This is a genomic window from Citrobacter portucalensis, from assembly GCF_002042885.1.
Taxonomy (GTDB): Bacteria; Pseudomonadota; Gammaproteobacteria; order Enterobacterales; family Enterobacteriaceae; genus Citrobacter; species Citrobacter portucalensis.
Genome location: NZ_MVFY01000003.1, coordinates 383968 through 407800 on the forward strand (window position 1 = coordinate 383968; position 23833 = coordinate 407800).

At 52.3% G+C, this 23833-nt stretch carries 23 protein-coding genes; 6 read left to right on the top strand and 17 right to left on the bottom strand.

All coding sequences use genetic code 11. The features are described from left to right. Positions 1 to 100: 100 nt before the first annotated feature. From mnmE to BZK40_RS06985, 5 genes are all read left to right on the top strand, one after another. The gene (gene mnmE, locus BZK40_RS06965) at positions 101 to 1465 is read left to right on the top strand and encodes a tRNA uridine-5-carboxymethylaminomethyl(34) synthesis GTPase MnmE (RefSeq protein ID WP_032945460.1); all 1365 of its coding nucleotides are present in this window, start codon (positions 101 to 103) and stop codon (positions 1463 to 1465) included. 182 nt (positions 1466 to 1647) lie between these two features. Continuing rightward, positions 1648 to 2829, top strand: a complete 1182-nt coding sequence (locus BZK40_RS06970) for an MFS transporter (protein WP_032945462.1) — start codon at positions 1648 to 1650, stop codon at positions 2827 to 2829. Further along, positions 2798 to 3757 (top strand): HTH-type transcriptional regulator YidZ, encoded by a 960-nt coding sequence (yidZ, locus tag BZK40_RS06975; RefSeq protein ID WP_079934383.1) that lies wholly within the window; start codon positions 2798 to 2800, stop codon positions 3755 to 3757. The genes BZK40_RS06970 and yidZ overlap by 32 nt, the downstream gene beginning before the upstream one ends. A 166-nt stretch (positions 3758 to 3923) precedes the next feature. Further along, positions 3924 to 4670, top strand: coding sequence for a 4'-phosphopantetheinyl transferase family protein (locus BZK40_RS06980; protein ID WP_048227371.1), 747 nt, complete (start codon positions 3924 to 3926; stop codon positions 4668 to 4670). A gap of 30 nt (positions 4671 to 4700) precedes the next feature. Then, complete coding sequence (locus BZK40_RS06985) at positions 4701 to 5267, top strand: NADPH-dependent FMN reductase (protein ID WP_003827046.1); 567 nt, start codon at positions 4701 to 4703, stop codon at positions 5265 to 5267. A gap of 56 nt (positions 5268 to 5323) precedes the next feature. Here the strand turns inward: BZK40_RS06985 and adeP are convergent, their stop codons facing one another. After that, positions 5324 to 6661: an adenine permease AdeP gene (gene adeP / locus BZK40_RS06990; RefSeq protein ID WP_003827042.1), complete on the bottom strand. Its 1338-nt coding sequence runs from the start codon at positions 6659 to 6661 to the stop codon at positions 5324 to 5326. A gap of 167 nt (positions 6662 to 6828) precedes the next feature. Here adeP and yieH point away from each other — a divergent pair, with 167 nt between their 5' ends. Then, on the top strand, positions 6829 to 7494 hold the full coding sequence (gene yieH / locus BZK40_RS06995; RefSeq protein ID WP_003827040.1) for a 6-phosphogluconate phosphatase: 666 nt from the start codon (positions 6829 to 6831) through the stop codon (positions 7492 to 7494). Positions 7495 to 7615: 121 nt separating this feature from the next. Here yieH and phoU read toward each other — a convergent pair whose 3' ends face one another. The 16 genes from phoU to atpI form a co-directional block, all read right to left on the bottom strand. Beyond that, on the bottom strand, positions 7616 to 8341 hold the full coding sequence (gene phoU, locus BZK40_RS07000; RefSeq protein ID WP_003023824.1) for a phosphate signaling complex protein PhoU: 726 nt from the start codon (positions 8339 to 8341) through the stop codon (positions 7616 to 7618). Between the two features lie 14 nt (positions 8342 to 8355). After that, the gene (gene pstB, locus BZK40_RS07005) at positions 8356 to 9129 is read right to left on the bottom strand and encodes a phosphate ABC transporter ATP-binding protein PstB (RefSeq protein ID WP_003023821.1); all 774 of its coding nucleotides are present in this window, start codon (positions 9127 to 9129) and stop codon (positions 8356 to 8358) included. Positions 9130 to 9175: 46 nt separating this feature from the next. Beyond that, positions 9176 to 10066, bottom strand: a complete 891-nt coding sequence (gene pstA / locus BZK40_RS07010) for a phosphate ABC transporter permease PstA (protein WP_003827037.1) — start codon at positions 10064 to 10066, stop codon at positions 9176 to 9178. Further along, positions 10066 to 11025 (bottom strand): phosphate ABC transporter permease PstC, encoded by a 960-nt coding sequence (gene pstC / locus BZK40_RS07015; RefSeq protein ID WP_008786549.1) that lies wholly within the window; start codon positions 11023 to 11025, stop codon positions 10066 to 10068. The genes pstA and pstC overlap by 1 nt, the downstream gene beginning before the upstream one ends. 143 nt (positions 11026 to 11168) lie before the next feature. Then, positions 11169 to 12209 carry a phosphate ABC transporter substrate-binding protein PstS gene (pstS, locus tag BZK40_RS07020; RefSeq protein ID WP_003827033.1) on the bottom strand — a complete coding sequence of 347 codons (1041 nt, stop codon included), beginning with the start codon at positions 12207 to 12209 and terminating at the stop codon, positions 11169 to 11171. 334 nt (positions 12210 to 12543) lie between these two features. Continuing rightward, the gene (glmS, locus tag BZK40_RS07025; RefSeq protein ID WP_003827031.1) at positions 12544 to 14373 is read right to left on the bottom strand and encodes a glutamine--fructose-6-phosphate transaminase (isomerizing); all 1830 of its coding nucleotides are present in this window, start codon (positions 14371 to 14373) and stop codon (positions 12544 to 12546) included. A gap of 366 nt (positions 14374 to 14739) precedes the next feature. Continuing rightward, positions 14740 to 16110, bottom strand: a complete 1371-nt coding sequence (gene glmU, locus BZK40_RS07030; protein WP_008786550.1) for a bifunctional UDP-N-acetylglucosamine diphosphorylase/glucosamine-1-phosphate N-acetyltransferase GlmU — start codon at positions 16108 to 16110, stop codon at positions 14740 to 14742. A 675-nt stretch (positions 16111 to 16785) separates the two neighbouring features. After that, positions 16786 to 17205, bottom strand: coding sequence for a F0F1 ATP synthase subunit epsilon (locus BZK40_RS07035; protein ID WP_003023809.1), 420 nt, complete (start codon positions 17203 to 17205; stop codon positions 16786 to 16788). Positions 17206 to 17225: 20 nt separating this feature from the next. Then, positions 17226 to 18608 (bottom strand): F0F1 ATP synthase subunit beta, encoded by a 1383-nt coding sequence (gene atpD, locus BZK40_RS07040; RefSeq protein ID WP_003023806.1) that lies wholly within the window; start codon positions 18606 to 18608, stop codon positions 17226 to 17228. Positions 18609 to 18634: 26 nt separating this feature from the next. Beyond that, entirely contained in the window at positions 18635 to 19498 is an 864-nt protein-coding gene (atpG, locus tag BZK40_RS07045) for a F0F1 ATP synthase subunit gamma (protein ID WP_006687765.1), read from the bottom strand. Positions 19499 to 19548: 50 nt separating this feature from the next. Continuing rightward, a complete protein-coding gene (atpA, locus tag BZK40_RS07050) occupies positions 19549 to 21090 on the bottom strand; it encodes a F0F1 ATP synthase subunit alpha (RefSeq protein ID WP_003827026.1) in 1542 nt (513 codons plus the stop codon). Between the two features lie 12 nt (positions 21091 to 21102). Beyond that, positions 21103 to 21636 (bottom strand): F0F1 ATP synthase subunit delta, encoded by a 534-nt coding sequence (atpH, locus tag BZK40_RS07055; RefSeq protein WP_003827024.1) that lies wholly within the window; start codon positions 21634 to 21636, stop codon positions 21103 to 21105. A gap of 14 nt (positions 21637 to 21650) precedes the next feature. Beyond that, complete coding sequence (atpF, locus tag BZK40_RS07060; RefSeq protein WP_003827022.1) at positions 21651 to 22121, bottom strand: F0F1 ATP synthase subunit B; 471 nt, start codon at positions 22119 to 22121, stop codon at positions 21651 to 21653. A gap of 59 nt (positions 22122 to 22180) precedes the next feature. Beyond that, positions 22181 to 22420 (bottom strand): F0F1 ATP synthase subunit C, encoded by a 240-nt coding sequence (atpE, locus tag BZK40_RS07065; RefSeq protein ID WP_003023794.1) that lies wholly within the window; start codon positions 22418 to 22420, stop codon positions 22181 to 22183. Between the two features lie 46 nt (positions 22421 to 22466). Beyond that, the gene (gene atpB, locus BZK40_RS07070) at positions 22467 to 23282 is read right to left on the bottom strand and encodes a F0F1 ATP synthase subunit A (RefSeq protein WP_003023792.1); all 816 of its coding nucleotides are present in this window, start codon (positions 23280 to 23282) and stop codon (positions 22467 to 22469) included. A gap of 7 nt (positions 23283 to 23289) precedes the next feature. Further along, the gene (gene atpI, locus BZK40_RS07075; RefSeq protein WP_003827019.1) at positions 23290 to 23670 is read right to left on the bottom strand and encodes a F0F1 ATP synthase subunit I; all 381 of its coding nucleotides are present in this window, start codon (positions 23668 to 23670) and stop codon (positions 23290 to 23292) included. Between the last annotated feature and the right edge of the window lie 163 nt (positions 23671 to 23833).

The following is a 23833-nucleotide window of genomic DNA, read 5'->3' on the forward strand; positions in this document are numbered from 1 at the left end:
TGTAGGCCGGATTAGGCGAAGCCGCCATCCGGCAAACGGAACATAAAGTAAAGGGCGGTCATTAGACCGCCTTTTTTATTGCATTAAGAAGAGACAAACCATGAGCCATAACGACACCATCGTCGCTCAGGCCACCCCACCGGGACGTGGTGGCGTGGGTATCCTGCGTATCTCCGGCCTGAAGGCGCGTGAGGTCGCAGAAACCGTACTGGGGAAACTGCCCAAACCGCGTTATGCCGATTATCTGCCGTTTAAAGACGCGGATGGCAGCGCGCTGGATCAGGGGATTGCCCTGTGGTTCCCCGGCCCAAACTCCTTTACCGGCGAAGACGTTTTAGAGCTTCAGGGCCACGGCGGTCCAGTGATTCTTGACCTGCTGCTCAAACGTATTCTGACCATTCCCGGGCTGCGCATTGCCAGACCGGGTGAATTCTCCGAGCGAGCGTTTCTCAATGATAAGCTCGATTTAGCCCAAGCCGAGGCGATTGCCGACCTGATCGATGCCAGCTCAGAGCAAGCCGCTCGCTCGGCGCTGAACTCGTTGCAGGGCGCATTTTCCGCACGGGTAAATCATCTTGTGGAAGCGCTCACTCACCTGCGCATCTATGTTGAAGCAGCGATCGACTTCCCGGATGAAGAAATCGACTTCCTGTCTGACGGCAAGATTGAAGCGCAACTCAACAGCGTTATCAGCGATCTTGATGCCGTACGTGCGGAAGCGCGTCAGGGCAGCCTGCTGCGCGAAGGGATGAAGGTGGTGATTGCCGGGCGTCCAAACGCCGGGAAATCAAGCCTGCTGAACGCGCTGGCTGGCCGTGAGGCGGCCATTGTCACCGATATCGCCGGGACTACCCGCGACGTGCTGCGTGAGCATATTCATATCGACGGCATGCCGCTACACATCATCGACACCGCCGGTTTGCGCGATGCCAGCGACGAAGTTGAACGCATCGGTATCGAACGTGCCTGGCAGGAAATTGAACAGGCCGACCGTGTACTGTTTATGGTTGATGGCACCACCACCGACGCCGTGGACCCGGCAGATATCTGGCCAGACTTTATTGCCCGTCTGCCAGCCAAACTGCCGATCACCGTGGTGCGTAACAAAGCGGATATTACCGGTGAGACGCTGGGCCTTAGCGAAGTAAATGGCCACTCACTGGTTCGCCTCTCCGCGCGTACCGGTGAAGGCGTTGACGTACTGCGTAATCATCTCAAACAGAGCATGGGCTTTGAAACCAATATGGAAGGCGGCTTTCTGGCCCGTCGTCGTCACCTGCAGGCGCTGGCAGAAGCTGCAGAGCATCTCGAGCAGGGTAAAGCCCAACTGCTCGGAGCATGGGCCGGAGAATTGCTGGCTGAGGAGCTACGCCTTGCGCAGCAGAACCTCAGTGAGATCACAGGAGAGTTTACCTCCGACGATCTGCTGGGACGGATTTTCTCCAGCTTCTGTATTGGTAAGTAACGTTGTGTTGCCCGGTGGCGTGATGCTAACCGGGCCTACAGGCCCCGTAGGCCGGATAAGGCGTTTACGCCGCCATCCGGCAACAACTATTTCCCATGTGGAAATCACTGTTGTCCAAATGGCAACTCGTGCAGTTGACTCTCTGACCGTATGCTTAGCGCCACATTTCTTATGAGGTCGCTATGACACGCTTTCTAATCTGCAGTTTCGCCCTGGTTCTTCTTTATCCTGCCGGTATTGATATGTATCTGGTGGGGCTGCCCCGTATTGCTGCCGATTTACAGGCCAGCGAGGCGCAACTGCATATCGCGTTTTCGGTATATCTGGCAGGAATGGCGACGGCGATGCTGTTCGCCGGTAAAATTGCCGACCAGTCAGGTCGCAAACCGGTCGCCATAGTCGGCGCACTCATCTTTATTTTCGCCTCTGCGCTATGTTCTTTCGCCGAAAGCGGTACGCCATTCCTCATAGGTCGTTTTATTCAGGGCGTAGGTGCGGGCTGTTGCTACGTGGTGGCTTTCGCTATCCTGCGCGATACGCTCGACGATCGCCGCCGGGCGAAGGTACTGTCGTTGTTGAACGGTATTACCTGTATCGTGCCGGTGCTGGCTCCAGTGATGGGGCATCTGATCATGCTCAAATACCCGTGGCAGAGCCTGTTCTACACGATGATGGGAATGGGGGTGGCTGTTTGCCTGCTGTCGGTGTTTGTCCTGCGAGAATCGCGCCCAGCAACGCTTATGGCGACGACGGAAAAGAACCACACGACCGAATCACTGGTAAACCGCTTTTTCTTAAGCCGTCTGGCCATTACCACCCTCAGCGTGTCGGTGATCCTGACCTTCGTGAACACGTCTCCGGTGCTGCTGATGGAAGTGATGGGCTTCGACCGTGGTGAGTACGCCACCACGATGGCCATGACCGCAGGCATCAGTATGGCGGTCTCTTTCTCTACGCCATTTGCTCTGAGCGTATTTAAGCCTCGCGTTCTGATGCTGACCTCACAGGTGCTGTTTCTGTGTGCCGGCGTGGTGTTAACCCTTGCCACTTCACACGCAGTAACGCTTTTCGGGCTGACGTTAATCTGCGCCGGATTCTCGGTCGGCTTCGGTGTTGCGATGAGCCAGGCGCTTGGGCCGTTCTCGCTGCGCGCGGGCGTCGCCAGCTCGGCATTAGGTATTGCGCAGGTTTGCGGTTCCTCGCTGTGGATTTGGCTGGCGGCGGTTCTTGGCCTTGATGCGCTGAATATGCTGATCGGGATTCTGATTGGCTGTAGCATAGTGAGTATCATGCTGATTATCACTGTTGCACCTAACCGGTCCGCGCCAACTCATGAAGAAATCCCTCAGCAGTCTCGATCTTAATTTATTGCTCTGCCTGCAGCTGTTGATGCAGGAACGCAGCGTCACTAAAACCGCCAAACGGATGAACGTCACACCGTCGGCGGTCAGTAAGTCGCTGTCGAAGCTGCGGACCTGGTTTGACGATCCCTTGTTTGTGAACACCCCGCTGGGGCTATCACCGACGCCGCTGATGGTCAGCATGGAGCAGAGCCTTGCTGAATGGATGCAGATGGGCAATCAGTTGCTCGATAAGCCACACCATGAGTCTCCACGCGGGCTGAAGTTTGATCTGGCGGCCGAAACGCCGTTAGTAATGATCATGTTCAATGCGCTCTCCCAGCAGATTCATCAGCGCTATCCCCAGGCGACAATCAAAATACGCAACTGGGACTATGATTCGCTGGATGCCATTATTCGCGGTGAAGTGGATATTGGCTTTACCGGGCGCGAAAGCCATCCGCGTTCGCGCGAACTGCTGAGTTTGTTGCCATTGTCGATCGACCATGAAGTGCTGTTTTCCGATCTGCCCTGCGTCTGGCTACGTGAAGATCATCCCGCACTGCAGGAAGAGTGGAATCTGGACACCTTTCTGCGCTATCCGCACATCAGCATTAGTTGGGAACAAAGCGATACATGGGCGCTGGATGAAGTCCTGCAAGAAATGGGACGCGCACGCAATATCGCGTTATGTCTGCCCGGTTTTGAGCAATCGCTGTTTATGGCCGCGCAGCCGGATCACGCGCTGATAGCCACCGCACCGGTCTATTGCCAGCGTTATAACCAACTCCACCAGCTTCCACTCGTTGCACGGCCGATGCCATTTGATACGGCGCAACTGGAAAAAATGCGCGTACCGTTCACTCTTCTTTGGCATAAACGCAACAGCCACAATCCTAAGATCGTCTGGCTAAAAGACACGATCAAGGCGCTTTATCGCGATATCTCCTGACGATCCTTCATTTTGGTGTTGCTAAATCGACCATTCTGGCAACAGAAATGTAAATATCGCGTAATGTCTCCCATTTTCGCTTAGTTTTTGGGCAGCAAAGCCTGCCCGGAAGCCGTGTAAATGTTACTCTGGTAATAATCACGGACCATTAATCACGGAGCGACAAATGGCGACACATTTTGCCAGAGGGATTCTTACGGAGGGACACCTGGTTTCAGCTCGCCTCCCTTCTCCATGTCATATCGAAGCAAGAGATCTACCCGCTCATCGCCGGACACGTTTCCTGGCTTCCCGAAGTCTTCTCGCTGAACTGATGTTTATGCTTTACGGCACCAGCACGCTGCCCGAAATTGTTACTCAGGCCAAAGGTAAGCCCGTTTTTCGCGATAAGAACCTGCCGGGTTTTTCGATTTCCTATGCCGGGAATATCGTCGGCGTTGTGCTAACAACTGAAGGAACGTGCGGCCTGGATATGGAACTTCAGCGGGCCACCCGCGGGTTTCACAATCCAAATTCAGCGGAAACGTGGCGCTTCTCCAGTAACGAAAACCTGTGGATCAATAACCAAAACGACCCCAACGAAGCACGCGCGCAGCTCATTACATTGCGCCAGAGCGTACTCAAACTCACTGGCGATGTGTGCAATGACGATCCGCGCGAGCTCCAGCTTTTACCCGGCGCAGGGCGCCTGAAATGTGCCCATGTGGCGCAGGTTGAAGCCATTTGCGATGCGGAAGATGTACTGGTGTGGTCAGTTGCGGTTACGCCAACCATTGAAAAACTCAAAGTTTGGGAGTTTGATGGTAAACAGGACTGGAAAATTTTGCCTGATATCCAGACTCGCGCCAATGAGCCAACGGGTCGTCTGATCCGGTTCTCTCAATTATGTGCAGCGAAGAGCCATACGCTTTGATTTAACCTTCATGATGAAACAGGAGTCACCATGTCTGAAACATTGAATGTTGTTACGTTACTGGGAAGTCTGCGCAAAGGTTCGTTTAATGGAATGGTTGCCCGTACGCTGCCCAAGATTGCTCCAGCGGGAATGGAAGTGAACGCGCTGCCGTCGATTGGTGATATCCCTCTGTACGATGCCGACCTCCAACAGGAAGAAGGTTTTCCGGCCAGCGTAGAAGCGCTGGCTGAGCAAATCAGAAAGGCTGACGGTGTCGTCATCGTAACACCTGAATATAACTATTCTGTTCCGGGCGGACTGAAGAACGCCATCGACTGGCTGTCCCGCCTGCCCGATCAGCCATTATCGGGTAAGCCGGTGCTGATCCAGACCAGTTCTATGGGCGCTATTGGCGGCGCGCGCTGCCAGTATCATCTGCGTCAGATCCTGGTATTCCTCGACGCCATGGTAATGAACAAGCCGGAATTTATGGGCGGCGTCATTCAGAATAAAGTAGACCCGCAGACAGGTGAAGTGATCGACCAAAGCACGCTGGACCATCTGACCGGTCAACTGACCGCATTTGGCGACTACATTCAGCGCGTGAAAGCGTAAAAGAAAAAGCCCGGCGATATGCCGGGCTTTTTGATATATGGGCAAATAAACAGCGATTAGTGCGCGTCGATAAACACAATCTTCAGCACAAACAGCAGCGCGACAATGATGACGCACGGGCTGAGATCGCGGAAACGTCCGGTACCAATCTTCATCACGCAGTAAGAAATAAAGCCCAGCGCAATACCTTCGGTAATTGAGAAGCTAAATGGCATCATCACGGCGGTAATAAACGCCGGAACCGCTTCTGTCAGGTCATCCCACTTAACGCGCGACAGGCTTGATGTCATCAGGACGCCAACGTAAATCAGCGCACCAGCGGCTGCATAACCCGGTACCATCCCCGCCAGCGGCGACAGGAAGATAACCAGCAGGAACAGCAGGCCAACGACCACGGCGGTCAGACCGGTACGTCCACCGACCGAAACCCCGGAAGAAGATTCGATATACGCAGTAACGGAAGAAGTCCCGATAAACGCCCCGGTAACCGACGACACGCTATCCACATACAGCGCTTGCTTCATGCGCGGGAACTTGCCCTTCGCATCCGCCAGACCGGCTTTATCCGTAACGCCAATCAGCGTACCGGAGGAGTCGAACAGGTTAACCAGCATGAACGAGAAAATCACACCCGCCAGGCCAATGTTAAACGAACCGGCCAGGTCGACATGTCCGATAACGGACATCACGCTCGGTGGCGCAGAAACGATACCGTTGTAATGAACATCGCCCAGCATCCAGCCCAGCAGCGTGGTTACGATGATAGAAATCAGCACCGCCGCGTGAATGTTACGGGACGCCAGAATCGCGATGATAAAGAAGCCCAGGATACCGAGCAGTACGCTGTGGGACGTCAGGTTACCGATAGACACCAGCGTGTCTTTGTTGGCGACGATAACACCGGCGTTTTTCAGCCCCATCATGCCGATGAACAGACCAATACCGCTGGTGATCCCCACACGCAGGCTAACCGGGATATTGGCAATCATCCAGTAACGAACGCGGAAAATCGTCAGCAGCAGCAGACCAACAGCGCCCCAGAAGATAGCGCCCATACCAATCTGCCATGACAGCCCCATCGCACCAACGACCACGAAAGCGAAGAATGCGTTCAGGCCCATAGCAGGCGCAAGTGCGACCGGCAGGTTGGCAAACAGGCCCATCAGGATGCTACCAAATGCAGCAATAAGGCAGGTGGTAACAAAGACAGCGCTGGTATCCATGCCAGCCACGCCAAGAATTTGCGGGTTAACAAAAACGATATACACCATCGTCAGGAAGGTCGTTAAACCGGCGATCACTTCGGTCCGTGCCGTCGTGCCATGTTCGCGCAGTTTGAACACGCGTTCCAGCATCCCTTGGCCAGAAGCCTGGGTTGTGTGTTGTTGACTCATTATCAATTTCCGAACAAGGAGGGAAAATTCGTCGCTATCCTATACCAAAATGCGACAATAGGGTTGGGTTATGAGCAACTTTTTTCATTGATTTTGCTTATACGGCAACGATTGCGTCGCCCAATAATGCATTACGAAAACGTTAAACTTGTTAAAACGGAAATGACATGTCCCAGATAGAAGCCGTATTTTTTGACTGTGACGGTACCCTTGTCGACAGTGAAGTGATTTGTTCTCGCGCGTATGTCAGCATGTTCCAGGCGTTTGGCATTACGCTCGATCTTGAAGAAATTTTCAAACGCTTCAAGGGGGTAAAGCTGTACGAGATCATCGACATTATCAACGAAGAGCACGGTGTCGAACTGGCAAAAGCCGATTTAGAACCGGTTTACCGCGCTGAGGTCGCACGTCTGTTCGATACGGAACTGGAGGTGATTGCCGGTGCCAATGCGCTACTGGACAGCATGGCCGTACCAATGTGTGTGGTCTCTAACGGTCCAGTCAGCAAAATGCAGCATTCGCTGGGTAAGCTGGGCATGTTGCACCATTTCCCTGATTTACTGTTCAGCGGCTACGATATTCAGCGTTGGAAGCCCGATCCGGCCCTGATGTTCCATGCGGCGAAAGCGATGGATGTTAATGTTGAGAACTGCATTCTGGTTGATGATTCCAGCGCAGGTGCGCAGGCGGGGATTGCCGCCGGGATGGAGGTGTTCTACTTCTGCGCCGATCCGCATAACAAACCGATCGATCATCCAAAAGTGACGACGTTTACCGATCTGGCACAATTGCCGGAATTGTGGAAAGCGCGGGGTTGGAATATCGTCGAATAAACAGTAGGCCCGATAAGCAAAGCGCCATCAGGCGAATGGCGCAGAATGCCGGATGCGGCGTAACACCTTATCCGGCCTACAATAGCGACGCCGGGGGATCCCGGCGAACGCAACAAACTGCTTATTCCTTCGGATCTTTGCCCGCCAGCAGCTTATCCAGCTCATCCCCGCCCACGTGACGGAAGTCTTGTCCCTTCACGAAGTAGAAGATGTATTCGCAGATATTCTGGCAGCGGTCACCGATACGTTCGATGGAACGTGCGCAGAACAGCGCGGTCAGCACGCTTGGAATGGTACGTGGGTCTTCCATCATATAAGTCATCAGCTGACGCACGATGCCTTCATATTCCTGGTCAACTTTCTTATCTTCACGATAAATACGCACTGCTTCGTCCAGATCCATACGCGCAAACGCATCCAGCACGTCATGCAGCATTTGTACGGTGTGGCGGCCCAGTGATTCCAGGCTTACCAGCAGCGGCTGGTGCTGTTGCGAGAACTTCTCCAGCGCGGTACGGCAAATTTTGTCCGCCACGTCGCCAATACGTTCCAGCTCAGCGATGGTTTTGATAATCGCCATCACCAGACGCAGGTCGCTCGCTGTCGGTTGACGCTTGGCGATGATACGCACGCAGGCTTCGTCGATCGCCACTTCCATCATGTTGACGTTCTTATCGCCTTCAATGACGCGTTTTGCCAGCTCGCTGTCCTGGTTGTGCATCGCCGTGATTGCATCAGAAAGCTGCTGCTCGACCATGCCGCCCATGGTCATCACCTGGGTACGGATGCTTTCCAGCTCTGCATTGAACTGGCCGGAAATATGTTTATTAAGGTTAAGGTTATCCACAACAAGCTCCTGAATCAGCCGTAACGACCGGTGATGTAATCTTCAGTTTGTTTCTTCGCGGGCTTGGTGAACAGATCGTCCGTGTTGCTGAACTCAATCAACTCGCCCAGGTACATAAATGCCGTGTGATCGGAACAACGCGCAGCCTGCTGCATGTTGTGGGTAACGATAACGACGGTGTAATCTTCTTTCAGCTCAGTGATCAGCTCTTCGATACGCCCGGTAGAAATAGGGTCGAGCGCTGAACATGGCTCATCAAGCAGAAGCACTTCCGGGCGAATGGCGATACCACGCGCAATACACAGACGCTGCTGCTGACCACCCGAGAGAGAGTACCCGCTCTGGTGTAATTTATCTTTGGTTTCGTTCCACAATGCGGCCTTGGTCAATGCCCACTGCACACGCTCGTCCATATCCGCACGCGAGAGTTTCTCAAACAGACGTACGCCAAAAGCAATGTTGTCGTAGATGGACATCGGGAACGGCGTCGGCTTCTGGAATACCATGCCCACTTTGGCACGCAGCAGAGCGATATCCTGGGTATTGGTGAGAATATTGTCGCCATCCAGCAGGATTTCACCTTCCGCACGCTGCTCCGGGTACAGTTCAAACATTTTGTTGAACGTACGCAGCAGCGTCGATTTACCACAGCCTGACGGCCCGATAAACGCCGTTACCTGGTTTTTAGCTATATCCAGGTTGATGTTCTTCAGGGCATGGAATTTGCCATAGTAGAAGTTCAAATCACGAACCTGAATCTTACCCGGGGCAGTATCAACCATACTCATTTCAATCTCTTCCTCATCCGGCGCCGCATCAGCCACGCCGTAAAAATTAACCGTGTTTCTTCTTCGCGAAAATGACGCGCGCCAGAATGTTCAGCAGCAGTACGCACAGGGTAATAATCAGTACCCCGGCCCAGGCCAGTTGCTGCCACTCAGCAAACGGGCTCATAGCAAACTTAAAGATAGTGACCGGCAGGTTGGCGATAGGCTGCATCATGTCGGTGCTCCAGAACTGGTTGGAGAGCGACGTAAACAGCAGCGGAGCCGTTTCACCTGCGATACGAGCAATCGCTAACAGAACACCTGTAATGATCCCCGAGACAGACGCCTTCAGGGTGATCGCAGAAATCATCTTCCATTTCGGCGTACCCAGTGCATAGGCAGCTTCACGCAGGCTATCCGGCACCAGCTTGAGCATGTTCTCCGTGGTACGGATAACAATGGGCACCTGCAGCAGCGCCAGCGCGATAACGCCCGCCCAGCCAGAGAAGTGCTCCATTTTTGCTACCACGATGGTGTAAACGAACAGACCGACCACGATTGATGGCGCAGACAGCAGAATGTCATTGATAAAGCGAATAACCTCGGCCAGCCAGGACTTACGTCCGTACTCTGCCAGGTAGATACCCGCCATAATGCCAAGCGGAGTACCAAACACGGTCGCCCACAGAATTAACAGTCCGCTACCGGCCAGGGCGTTCGCCAGACCACCACCCGCTGTATTCGGCGGAGGCGTCATTTCGGTGAACAGCGCCAGCGACATACCGTCAATACCACGGGTGATCGTGGACATCAGGATCCAAATGAGCCAGAACAGACCGAACGCCATGGTCGCCATAGAGAGCGTCAGCGCGATGCGGTTCTTCAGACGGCGACGTGCCTGCATTTTACGGCGGGACTCCGCCAGCGCAGTGGTGTTTTGCATTTCAAGCGTAGCCATTAGCGTGCCCCCTCGTTCTTCGCAAGGCGCATGATCATGAACTTAGACGCCGCCAGTACGATGAAGGTGATCACAAACAGAATCAGACCCAGTTCCATCAACGCAGCAACGTGCAGGCCAGATTCCGCTTCGGCAAATTCATTCGCCAGCGCAGAGGTAATACTGTTGCCCGGCATGTACAGCGAGGCACTATCGAGCTGGTAGGTGTTACCAATGATAAAGGTGACCGCCATGGTTTCACCCAGCGCGCGGCCCAGACCCAGCATCACACCGCCGATCACACCATTTTTGGTGAACGGCAGGACGATACGCCAGATAACTTCCCAGGTGGTACAGCCGATGCCGTAGGCTGACTCTTTCATAAGCACCGGCGTTTGTTCGAACACATCACGCATAACCGCAGCAATGTACGGAATGATCATGATAGCGAGGATCACACCAGCCGCCAGAATACCGATACCAAACGCCGGGCCAGCGAACAGTGCACCAACAAACGGAATGTTGGAAAGGATGTTTCCGACCGGCTCCTGGAAGTACGTCGCAAACAGCGGGGCAAAGATAAACAGGCCCCACATGCCGTATACGATACTCGGAATTGCTGCCAGCAGTTCAATAGCGATACCCAGCGGACGACGCAGCCAACCGGGTGCAAGTTCAGTCAGGAACAGCGCAATGCCGAAACTCACCGGAACGGCAATCAGCAATGCAATAAACGAGGTGACCAGCGTACCGTAAATCGGTACCAGCGCGCCGTAGATATCGTTCGGCGCATCCCAGTCTTTGGTCCACAAAAAGGAGAAACCAAATTTCTGTATGCTTGGCCAGGAGGAGATAACCAGAGAGACAATAATGCCACCCAACATCAATAGCACAATCAGCGCAGCCAGTTTTACCAGCGCGCTGAATATCATGTCACCCTTTTTACCCGGTGGGTTAAAAGCAGGCTTGGTTGCAGCCATAAATCACTCTTTAAGTTAAACGCGTTTACGAAATTGCCCTGCCGGATGGCGCTACGCTTATCCGGCCTACAAATTGGGCCTACAGTCGGAACTGTAGGGCGGATAAGCGTAGCGCCATCCGCCAACTCGTTAAAGATATTCTATTAGTACAGCGCTTTACCGCTGCTGTCTTTCACGTTGGTCTTCCATGCAGCACGAATCTGCTCAACCACGCTGTCCGGCAGGCTGGCGTAATCCAGGTCATTAGCCTGTTTGCCACCATTTTTATATGCCCAATCGAAGAATTTCAGCACTTCAACGCCCTGCTCAGGCTTCTTCTGCTCTTTATGGACCAGGATGAAGGTGGTGGAAGTGATTGGCCACGCATCGTCACCTTTCTGGTTCGTCAGATCCTGAGCGAAGGTTTTGCTCCAGTCAGCGCCTTTAGCGGCGTTGGCAAAGTTTTCTTCGGTCGGGCTTACCGGTTTACCATCAGCAGAGACCAGCTTGGTGTAAGCCAGGTTGTTCTGCTTAGCGTAAGCGTACTCAACGTAACCGATAGAACCCGGCAGACGCTGTACGAATGCGGCGATACCGTCGTTACCTTTACCGCCCAGACCGGTCGGCCAGTTAACGGTAGAGCCGGAACCAATTTTAGATTTCCACTCTTCGTTCACTTTCGCCAGGTAGCTAGTGAAGACGAAGGAAGTACCAGAACCATCAGCGCGACGCACAACGGCGATATTTTGCGAAGGCAGCTTCAGACCTGGGTTCAGTTTGGTGATGGCTTCGTCATCCCACTTCTTAATTTTACCGAGGTAGATGTCGCCCAGCGTTTTACCGTCAAGCACCAGCTCGCCGGATTTCAGTCCAGGGATATTCACCGCCAGCACCACACCGCCGATAACGGTCGGGAACTGGAACAGGCCTTCTTGTGCCAGTTTCTCGTCAGACAGCGGGGCATCAGAAGCGCCGAAATCAACGGTATTGGCCGTAATTTGTTTTACACCACCGGAGGAGCCGATACCCTGGTAGTTTACTTTGCTACCGGTCTCTTTCTGATAGGTATCTGCCCATTTGGCATACACTGGCGCAGGGAAGGTTGCACCTGCACCTGTCAGGCTCGCTGCTGCAAACGCAGAGAACGCGCTCATGGATAAGGTCGCGGCGACAACAGTTGCGACAGTGGTACGCATAACTTTCATAATGTCTCCTGCACGGTTTTCGTAAATCGTTGTTTGAGTTGCTACTGTGAGCAAAATAGGACAAACAGGTGACAGTTAAATGTACGAAATATGACAGTTTTATGACAATGAAAAACACGGGAAGTTATTTATCTAAAAATACATTTAAAACAAAACGTTAACCATTACCATGACAATAACATTTCGCTAAAATTTTCTTTTTATGACACTGCAAACAGTAGCTGAAGATGACGGTTTGTCACATAAAACAGGCGGGATAATTGATTAAAAACAGAACAAGTTTAAAAAAATGCCCCGCTTAAAGCAGGGCATTTTCAGTTCAGTTAGGTACGGATTACTCTACGGTAACCGACTTCGCCAGATTACGCGGCTGATCCACGTCGGTGCCTTTAATCAGTGCCACATGATACGCCAGCAGCTGCAGCGGAACGGTATAGAAGATCGGTGCAATCACCTCTTCCACATGCGGCATCTCAATGATGTGCATGTTTTCGCTGCTGGTAAAGCCAGCATCCTGGTCAGCAAAGACGTACAGTTGACCACCACGGGCGCGAACTTCTTCAATGTTGGACTTCAGTTTTTCCAGCAGTTCGTTGTTCGGCGCAACCACGATAACCGGCATATCGGCATCAATCAGCGCCAGCGGACCGTGTTTCAGTTCGCCTGCGGCATATGCTTCAGCGTGAATATACGAGATCTCTTTCAGCTTCAGCGCGCCTTCCAGCGCAATCGGGTACTGATCGCCACGGCCCAGGAACAGCGCATGGTGTTTATCAGAGAAACCTTCAGCCAGAGCGGCAATGCGTTTGTCCTGAGACAGCATCTGCTCAATACGGCTCGGCAGCGCCTGCAGACCGTGAACGATTTCCTGCTCAATAGCCACATCCAGGCCTTTCAGACGAGACAGTTTCGCCACCAGCATCAGCAGAACGGTCAGCTGAGTGGTAAATGCTTTCGTGGAGGCCACGCCGATTTCGGTACCGGCATTGGTCATCATCGCCAGGTCGGATTCGCGCACCAGAGAAGAGCCCGGTACGTTACAAATAGCCAGCGAACCCAGATAGCCCAACTCTTTGGATAAGCGCAGACCCGCCAGGGTATCTGCCGTTTCACCAGACTGGGAAAGGGTGATCATCAGGCTGTTACGACGCACGGCGGATTTGCGATAGCGGAATTCGGAAGCAATTTCGACATCACAAGGAATGCCAGCCAGCGATTCAAACCAGTAGCGGGACACCATACCGGAGTTGTACGACGTACCGCAGGCGATAATCTGGATATGCTCAACCTGAGACAGCAGCTCGTTGGCATGCGAACCCAGCTCGCTTAAATCCACTTCACCGTGGCTGATACGGCCGGTCAGCGTGTTTTTAATTGCGTTCGGTTGTTCGTAAATCTCTTTCTGCATGTAGTGGCGATAAATACCTTTTTCGCCCGCATCGTATTGCAGATTAGATTCGATATCCTGACGTTTAACTTCCGCGCCAGACTTGTCGAAAATTGAGACCGAACGACGGGTTACTTCCGCGATGTCGCCCTCTTCCAGGAAGATGAAGCGACGGGTTACCGGCAGCAGTGCCAGCTGATCGGAAGCGATAAAGTTCTCACCCATACCCAGACCAATCACCAGCGGGCTGCCAGAACGGGCCGCCAGCAGGGTTTCCGGGTTACGGGTATCCATGATCACCGTGCCGTAGGCACCGCGCAGCTGCGGAATAGTACGCAGCACGGCTTCACGTAACGTACCACCCTGTTCCAGCTCCCAGTGCACCAGGTGAGCAATCACTTCAGTGTCGGTTTCAGAAACAAAGGTGTAGCCACGCGTTTTCAACAGCTCACGCAGTGGTTCATGGTTTTCAATGATGCCGTTATGCACCACAACAATGTGTTCAGAAACATGGGGATGCGCGTTCGCTTCTGAAGGTTCACCGTGTGTCGCCCAGCGGGTGTGAGCAATACCAGTACCACCATGCAGCGGATGTTCTTCCGCAGCAGCAGTCAGCATCTGCACTTTACCCAGACGACGCAGACGGGTCATGTTGCCTTCAGCATCGACAACGGCCAGACCAGCAGAGTCATAACCACGATATTCCAGACGACGTAAACCTTCGAGAAGGATTTCAGCTACATCACGCTGCGCGATAGCGCCAACAATTCCACACATATTTTTTGATTCCGAATTTAGGCATTAGCCTGTCGTTGTCGGTCAACCTGTATTTATCCTTCATCTTTCACGCTGTGGCTGTGTTGGCTGCACGCTTTCGCCATGGTCACTTACTGATTGTAAGCTCCCATGGTCTCACGCGCTTGCCGCCTTACCACAACGCGAAATCTTTGGATAAAACCCGTATTCCGGGCGCCCCGAGCCTTGTAGAGAGTGGGGTTATTTTTATAGGTACTGCTTGTTGAGCGGAGGATTATATTATCCCCTCATCTCTTGTCTGCCTGATGGCGCTCACGCTTATCAGGCCTACAGAACGTCACCGCACGTAGGCCGGATAAGGCAAAGCCGCCATCCGGCAAAAATAAATTACTTCTTCTTCACCGGACGCTGCCAGCCCTGTTTATGGACCTGAGGTACACGGCTTAATACCAATTCGTTATCGGCGACATTACGCGTTACGGTGGTTCCTGCGGCAATCGTCGCACCTTTACCCACGGTGACAGGTGCCACCAGCTGAGTATCAGAACCCACAAACACATCATCACCAATAATGGTTTTAAACTTATTGGCACCATCGTAGTTGCAGGTGATCGTACCCGCGCCGATATTCACGTTATCGCCAATTTCCGCATCGCCCAGATAGGTCAAATGACCAGCTTTAGAGCCTTTACCCAGACGCGCTTTTTTCATTTCGACGAAGTTACCCACGTGTGCGCCTTCCTGCAGCTCAGCACCCGGGCGCAGACGCGCGAATGGACCGATGGTGCAAGCGGCTTCCAGATGGGCATCTTCCACCACACTGTACGGGCTAAGCTCACAACCCTCACCAATCACGCTGTTTTTGATGATGCAGCCAGCGCCAATCTTGACGCGATCCCCAACGGTTACGTTACCTTCAATGATAACGTTAGTATCAATTTCAACATCGCGCCCGTGAATCAGCGTACCGCGAAGATCAAAACGTGCAGGATCGCGCAGCATCACGCCCGCCAGCAGCAGTTTTTCTGCCTGCTCGGACTGATACACACGTTCCAGACGGGATAACTGAAGGCGGTTATTTACCCCTTCCGTTTCACTGATTCGTGCCGGATGTACTGCCGCAATTTCACGTCCTTCCTGATACGCCATCGCGATGATATCGGTGATGTAGTATTCACCCTGCACGTTGTTGTTGGTCAGTTTAGACAGCCAACGCTTCATGTCAGCGCCGTTGGCAATCAGAATGCCAGTGTTGATTTCCTGGATTTGACGCTGCTCGTCGGTTGCATCTTTATGCTCAACAATGCCAGTAACTTTGCCGTTATCACGGGTAATACGCCCATAGCCGGATGGGTCGTCCAGTTTTACCGTTAACAAACCGATACCACCCTGCGGTTTGGCTTCACGCAGGCGACGTAAGGTATCGGTAGAGATCAGCGGCACATCTCCATAGAGCATTAAAATGTCTTCGTCATCACTAAAGAATGGCGCCGCCTGCTGCATTGCATGGCCGGTACCCAACTGCTCAGCCTGCAGAACCCAATTCAGATTGCCATCTTTCAGCGTTTGCTTAAGCAGATCGCCACCGTGTCCGTAGACAAGGTGTACATGAGTCGCACCTAATTCATTAGCTGCATCAATGACATGCTGAACCATCGGCTTTCCTGCGAGGGTGTGCAGCACTTTAGGAAGATCGGAATACATACGCGTGCCTTTGCCTGCGGCAAGGATCACAACGCTCATAGCATTATTCAACATACACGTCCTGACTGTAATTTGAGAACGAATTTATACCGTTTCACATTGAAAATACTACATTTTTTTCAGCGTGAAATGGACCGAAGATAAAACGTTCAACAGGGGGGATTCCCCATCTGATAACTCACTATTTTCGTCTATATCTGCGTCTTTTGTCTCCCAAAAACCAGGAGTTTGCTCTTATTAAAGCCTTAGGTTAATGTTTTTGCTATTTTTTTACCGCATGAATAAAGCATTACATCAGCATAGTACGATTTTATTTATGTGATTCAGTGAGAAGCAGAAAAACGGGTTGGGAAAATTGAGGGGAGGAATGATAGAGAACAAATGATACAGCGAAGGAGGGGGGATTTAATGACGATGACGCTAGCTGATAAACCGCATTAAGCTTCGCGCCACAGAGCTGGCGGGGAAAGACTAAAAACTCATATTGCTGAACAGGGCGATGATTTTGTTGATCAATTTCATGTTGGTATCTCTTTTTTTATCTGAGTTCATTATGTGACATACATCACATAAAAAAGAGTCTACGCCTCATTTTTTAACCAATCAATATTTTTATGATCTAAATCACGAAATAATAAAACTGCTTTTTATTTACATATTTCCTGTAACCAAGCCATTAAAAAAGCCAGCCTGGAAACCAGACTGGCCTTTGTGCTTTTCAAGCCGGTGTTACATCGCTTTTTTGGTCAACTCGATAACGCGCAGTTTCGCGATCGCTTTGGCCAGTTCCGCAGATGCCTGAGCGTAATCCACGTCACCATGAGAGCTCTTAATGTGCTCTTCAGCCTTACGCTTCGCTTCCAGGGCTCTCGCTTCATCGAGATCCTGTCCGCGAATCGCGGTATCAGCCAGTACGGTCACGCTGCCAGGCTGCACTTCAAGAATGCCGCCGGACAGATAGATAAACTCTTCATGACCGAACTGTTTAACGATGCGGATCATACCAGGCTTAATGGCGGTGAGCAGCGGTGCGTGACCCGGGAAAATACCCAGTTCACCTTCACTACCCGTTACCTGGATTTTCTCGACCAGACCAGAGAACATTTGTTGCTCTGCGCTGACGACGTCCAGGTGGTAAGTCATTGCCATATCACCCTCCGATTAAGGCGTTAAAGTTTTTTGGCTTTTTCCACGGCTTCGTCGATAGAACCAACCATGTAGAACGCCTGCTCTGGCAGGTGGTCGTATTCGCCTTCCATGATGCCTTTAAAGCCACGGATGGTGTCTTTCAGGGAAACGTATTTACCCGGAGAACCGGTGAATACTTCCGCAACGAAGAACGGCTGGGACAGGAAGCGCTGGATCTTACGCGCACGTGCTACCACCAGTTTATCTTCTTCAGACAGTTCATCCATACCCAGGATGGCGATGATGTCTTTCAGTTCCTGATAACGCTGCAGCAGGGACTGTACGCCACGCGCGGTGTCGTAGTGTTCCTGACCAACAACCAGCGGATCCAACTGACGGCTGGTGGAGTCCAGCGGGTCAACTGCCGGGTAGATACCCAGAGAAGCGATCTGACGGCTCAGTACCACGGTTGCATCTAAGTGAGCAAAGGTGGTTGCTGGGGACGGGTCAGTCAAGTCATCCGCAGGTACGTATACCGCCTGAACGGAGGTGATAGAACCGGTTTTGGTAGAGGTGATACGTTCCTGAAGAACACCCATCTCTTCCGCCAGGGTCGGCTGGTAGCCTACCGCTGATGGCATACGACCCAGCAGTGCAGATACTTCTGTACCGGCCAGGGTGTAACGGTAGATGTTATCAACGAACAGCAGAACGTCACGACCTTCGTCACGGAACTTCTCAGCCATGGTCAGACCGGTCAGTGCAACGCGCAGACGGTTTCCCGGCGGCTCGTTCATCTGGCCATATACCAGGGACACTTTGTCCAGTACGTTGGAGTCGGTCATTTCGTGGTAGAAGTCGTTACCCTCACGAGTACGTTCACCTACGCCCGCAAACACGGAGTAACCGGAGTGTTCGATCGCGATGTTACGGATCAGCTCCATCATGTTTACGGTTTTACCTACACCCGCACCACCGAACAGACCGACTTTACCGCCCTTAGCGAACGGACACATCAGGTCGATAACTTTGATGCCGGTTTCCAGCAGTTCCTGAGAGCTGGACAGCTCTTCGTAGGAAGGTGCTGCGCGGTGGATAGCCCAACGCTCTTCTTCACCGATATCGCCTTTCATGTCGATCGGGTGACCCAGGACGTTCATGATACGACCCAGGGTTGCTTTACCTACCGGGACTTCGATCGGGTGTTCGAGGTCTTTAACTTCCAGACCACGACGCAGACCGTCGGAAGAACCCATGGCGATGGTACGTACGATACCGCCGCCGAGCTGCTGCTGAACTTCCAGCACCAGGCTCTCTTTACCATTCATAACCTCAAGAGCATCGTACACGCGCGGTACGGCATCCTGAGGGAATTCGACGTCAACCACGGCGCCGATTACCTGGACAATTTTTCCAGTAGCCATCTTGAATCCTCTACGAATTAACCTGGTTATACCGCGGATGCACCACCGACGATTTCGGTGAGTTCCTGAGTAATGCTGGCCTGACGAGCTTTGTTGTATACCAACTGCAGCTCTTTAATCAGGCTGCCGCCATTGTCGGTCGCGGCTTTCATCGCCACCATACGTGCGGCCTGCTCGCTGGCCAGGTTTTCTACCACGCCCTGATAAACCTGAGACTCGACATAACGACGCAGCAAGGTATCCAGCAGCGCTTTCGGGTCTGGCTCATACAGGTAATCCCAGGATTTACGCTTCAATTCATCATCATCTGATGCCGGCAGAGGCAGCAGTTGAGTGATGGTTGGCGTCTGAGACATGGTGTTAATAAATTTGTTGCTGACAACGTACAGTTTGTCCAGACGACCTTCATCGTAGGCCTGCAGCATCACTTTAACCGGACCGATCAGTTCGGACAGGGAAGGGTTATCCCCCATGCCGGTTACCTGAGCGATCACGTTTCCGCCAACGGAGTTAAAGAAAGACACGCCCTTAGAGCCAATCATTGCGATATCGCACTGAACGCCTTTATCGGACCATGTTTTCATATCCGCCAGCAGCTTTTTGAACAGGTTAATGTTCAAGCCACCGCACAGACCACGGTCGGTCGACACCACCAGGTAGCCCACGCGTTTAACGTCGCGTTCTTCCAGGTAAGGGTGCTTATATTCCAGATTACCATTCGCAAGGTGACCAATCACTTTGCGCATGGTCTCTGCATAAGGACGGCTGGCCGCCATGCGATCCTGCGATTTACGCATTTTGGAAGCGGCGACCATCTCCATCGCTTTAGTGATCTTCTGCGTGTTCTGGACGCTTGCGATCTTACTACGTATCTCTTTTGCGCCGGCCATGAGCTTCTCCTCAATGCCTTGCGGTCCGCCCTAAAGCAGACCGCCAGACGTTACCAGGACTGGGTTGCCTTGAAGGAATCGAGGATAGCTTTCAGCTTGCCTTCGATTTCATCGTTATAGCCACCGGACTGGTTGATCTCTTGCATCAGCGGAGCGTGGTCACGGTCAACGTAAGCCAGCAGAGCGGCTTCGAAGCTACCGATTTTCGCCAGTTCCACATCTTCGAGGTAACCGCGTTCAGCCGCAAACAGCACCACACCCTGCTGTGCAACAGACATTGGCGCATACTGTTTCTGCTTCAGCAGTTCAGTTACTTTCTGACCATGGCTCAGCTGCTTACGAGTAGCTTCATCCAGGTCGGAAGCGAACTGAGAAAACGCTGCCAGTTCACGATACTGTGCCAGAGCGGTACGAATACCACCGGACAGTTTCTTGATGATCTTGGTCTGCGCTGCACCACCAACACGAGATACGGAGATACCCGGGTTAACTGCCGGACGAATACCGGAGTTAAACAGGTTAGTTTCCAGGAAGATCTGACCATCGGTAATAGAAATTACGTTGGTCGGAACGAACGCAGAAACGTCACCCGCCTGGGTTTCGATAATCGGCAGAGCGGTCAGGGAGCCGGTTTTACCTTTAACTTCACCATTGGTGAACTTCTCAACGTATTCCGCGTTTACGCGGGATGCGCGTTCCAGCAGACGGGAGTGGAGGTAAAATACGTCGCCCGGGAATGCTTCACGTCCTGGCGGACGACGCAGCAGCAGGGAAACCTGACGGTAAGCAACGGCCTGTTTAGACAGGTCATCGTAAACGATCAGTGCATCTTCACCGCGGTCACGGAAGTATTCGCCCATTGCGCAACCGGCATATGGTGCCAGGTATTGCAGTGCAGCAGATTCAGACGCGGTCGCCACAACAACGATGGTGTTGGACAGTGCGCCGTGTTCTTCCAGTTTACGAACCACGTTGGAAATGGTGGACGCTTTCTGGCCGATAGCCACGTACACACATTTGATGCCGGAATCACGCTGGTTGATGATGGCATCGATTGCCATCGCAGTTTTACCTGTCTGACGGTCACCGATGATCAGCTCACGCTGGCCACGACCGATTGGGATCATGGCATCAACAGATTTATAACCGGTCTGTACTGGCTGGTCGACGGACTGACGTTCGATTACGCCTGGTGCGATAACTTCGATTGGCGAGAAGCCATCGTTATCAACCGGACCTTTACCGTCAATCGGGGAACCCAGAGTGTTCACCACACGACCCAGCAGGCCACGGCCAACCGGAACTTCCAGAATACGACCCGTACACTTAACCTTCATGCCTTCGGCGAGGTCAGCGTATGGACCCATCACAACTGCACCTACGGAGTCGCGCTCCAGGTTCAGTGCGATAGCGTAACGGTTACCCGGCAGGGAAATCATCTCACCCTGCATACAATCGGCCAGGCCGTGAATGCGGATAACACCGTCACTTACAGAAACAATAGTACCTTCGTTATGAGCTTCGCTCACAACACTGAACTGAGCAATGCGCTGCTTGATCAGTTCGCTGATTTCGGTGGAATTCAGTTGCATGCTCCAGTCCCCTTAAGACTGCAAGACGTCTGCAAGGCGCTCAAGACGGCCGCGTACGCTGCCATCAATGACCATATCACCCGCTCGGATGATTACGCCTGCCATTACAGACTTATCGATTTTGCAATTCAGCTTAACTTTGCGTGACAGACGTTTTTCCATCGCAGCACTAATCTTCGTAAGCTGTTCATCACTCAGTGCATTGGCAGAAGTGACTTCTACCTCAGAGATAGCCTCACTGGCTGCACGCAGGTGAATAAACTGCTCAAGAACATCCGGGAGCGCATTCAGACGGTTATTTTCAGCCATAACCCTAATCAGGTTTTGGCCGCTTTCGTCCAGCTGCTCACCGCACACGGCGATAAACGACTCAGCGAGCGTTTCCGGCGCCAGCGCGCCAGAGAGAAGCTCTGCCATTTGTTCGTTTTTTGTCACCTCAGCGGCGAACGTCAACATATCCTGCCAACGGTCAATGCTTTGGTGCTCAACGGCAAAGTCAAAAGCTGCTTTGGCGTAGGGGCGAGCTACCGTAATAAATTCAGACATCAGCCCCTCCCTCCTTACAGTTCAGCGACAAGTTTGTCCACGATGTCGCTATTAGCAGCTTCATCCACGGAACGTTCGATGATCTTCTCGGCGCCAGCAACAGCCAGGATAGCAACTTGCTTACGCAGCTCTTCGCGAGCACGTTTACGCTCGGCGTCAATTTCCGCCTGCGCCTGTGCCACGATTTTAGTACGTTCCTGCTCTGCTTCAGTTTTAGCTTCGTCCAGGATCTGAGCACGGCGTTTGTTCGCCTGCTCGATGATTACCTGAGCTTCCGCCTTCGCTTTTTTCAGCTGGTCGGTCGCGCTGGCCTTTGCAAGGTCAAGATCCTTATGTGCTCGTTCTGCAGAAGCAAGGCCGTCAGCAATTTCTTTTTGACGTTTTTCGATGGCAGCCATTAATGGCGGCCATACGTACTTCATGCAGAACAGAACGAACAGGACAAACGCGATGGCCTGGCCGAGGATTGTTGCGTTAAGATTCACAGCACAATGCCTCTATCTAGTTAACGTTCTGATATTGCTCTTAATTCAAGCAACGCTTACTACGCGACAGCAAACATCACGTACAGACCCAGACCTACAGCGATCATTGGGATTGCATCCACCAGACCCATAACGATAAAGAACTGAGTACGCAGCAGAGGAATCAGATCCGGTTGACGCGCTGCGCCTTCCAGGAATTTACCCCCGAGGATGCCGATACCGATCGCAGCACCGATTGCCGCCAGACCCATCATCACAGCGGCAGCAATGTACAGCAGATCCATATTCAGGTTTTCCATGACAGTCTCCAGTTTGTTTCAGTTAAAACGTAGTAGTGTTGGTAAATTAATGCTCTTCAGATGCCATCGACAGATAGACAATCGTCAGAACCATAAATATGAAGGCTTGCAGCGTGATAATCAGTATGTGGAAAATGGCCCAAGGCACATTCAGGATCCACTGTGACCACCACGGCAACAGACCAGCAATCAGAATGAAAATCAGCTCACCGGCATACATGTTGCCGAACAGTCGCAGACCAAGAGAGATTGGTTTGGACAGCAGGCTTACCCCTTCAAGGATTAAGTTGACAGGGATGAACGCCCAGTGATTGAACGGCTGCAGCGTCAACTCTTTCGCGAAGCCACCGATGCCTTTCATTTTGATGCTGTAGAACAGAATGAGGATAAATACGCCCAGCGCCATCGACAGGGTGATGTTCACGTCAGCAGACGGAACCACACGCAGAGCCGGTAGGCCAAAGATATGCTCACCGATGTACGGCAGCAGGTCGATAGGCAGCAAATCCATCAAGTTCATCAGGAATACCCAGACGAAAATCGTCAAGGCCAGCGGAGCAATCAGCTTGCTTTTGCCATGGTACATGTCTTTCACGCTACCATGCACAAAGCCGATTACCAGCTCAATCGCGGTCTGAAATTTACCTGGTACGCCGCTGGTCGCCTTTTTGGCTACGCTACGGAACATAAGCAGGAACAACAGACCCAGAACCACCGAGAAGAAAATGGAGTCAATATTGAGCGTCCAGAAGGTGGCTGGGGGGTTGTGCGGATCCACCAGCGAGAATGTACGTAGGTCCAACTGAAGGTTATTCAGATGGTGTCCTATGTAATCCTGCGGCGTCATATTTTCTGAAGCCATGATGCCTTTACCCTTTGTTGTTAATTACAGCCGGCGCCAGTATCTGAACCACCAGCACCAAAACCCACGTAACGATCAGCGGCATGAATACCGCTTTCAAAACAGCCAACGCCACCACCAACAACACCAGCATCGCTAATACCTTGAAGGCTTCGCCGAAAGCGAACGACCAGGCTACTCGGCCCTTCGCTGGTGTATGTACCTGGTGACGCCAGGCAAATATCATAAACAACACATTAGGCAGTAACACTGCCAATCCTCCACACAACGCGGAGATGCCCCAGAAAGGGTCTTTGAGGCTAAACAGCAATCCACTTGCTATTACAACCAGAAGCTGTGTGAGCAAAAGCTTACGAGCAACGTTTCGACTCAAGAGCGACATAGACATCACGTTTTTACTCCTGCTCCCTTCGAGGTATGCCGCGTGTCGTATAAAACGTTCTTTATGGCTTAGAGTCAAGCATCAAAAAGCGGACAAATTATACGGTGCGCCTTCGTGATTTCAAACAATAAGTAGCTAAAAAGTGAATAAATGTTTAAATATTTTTCGC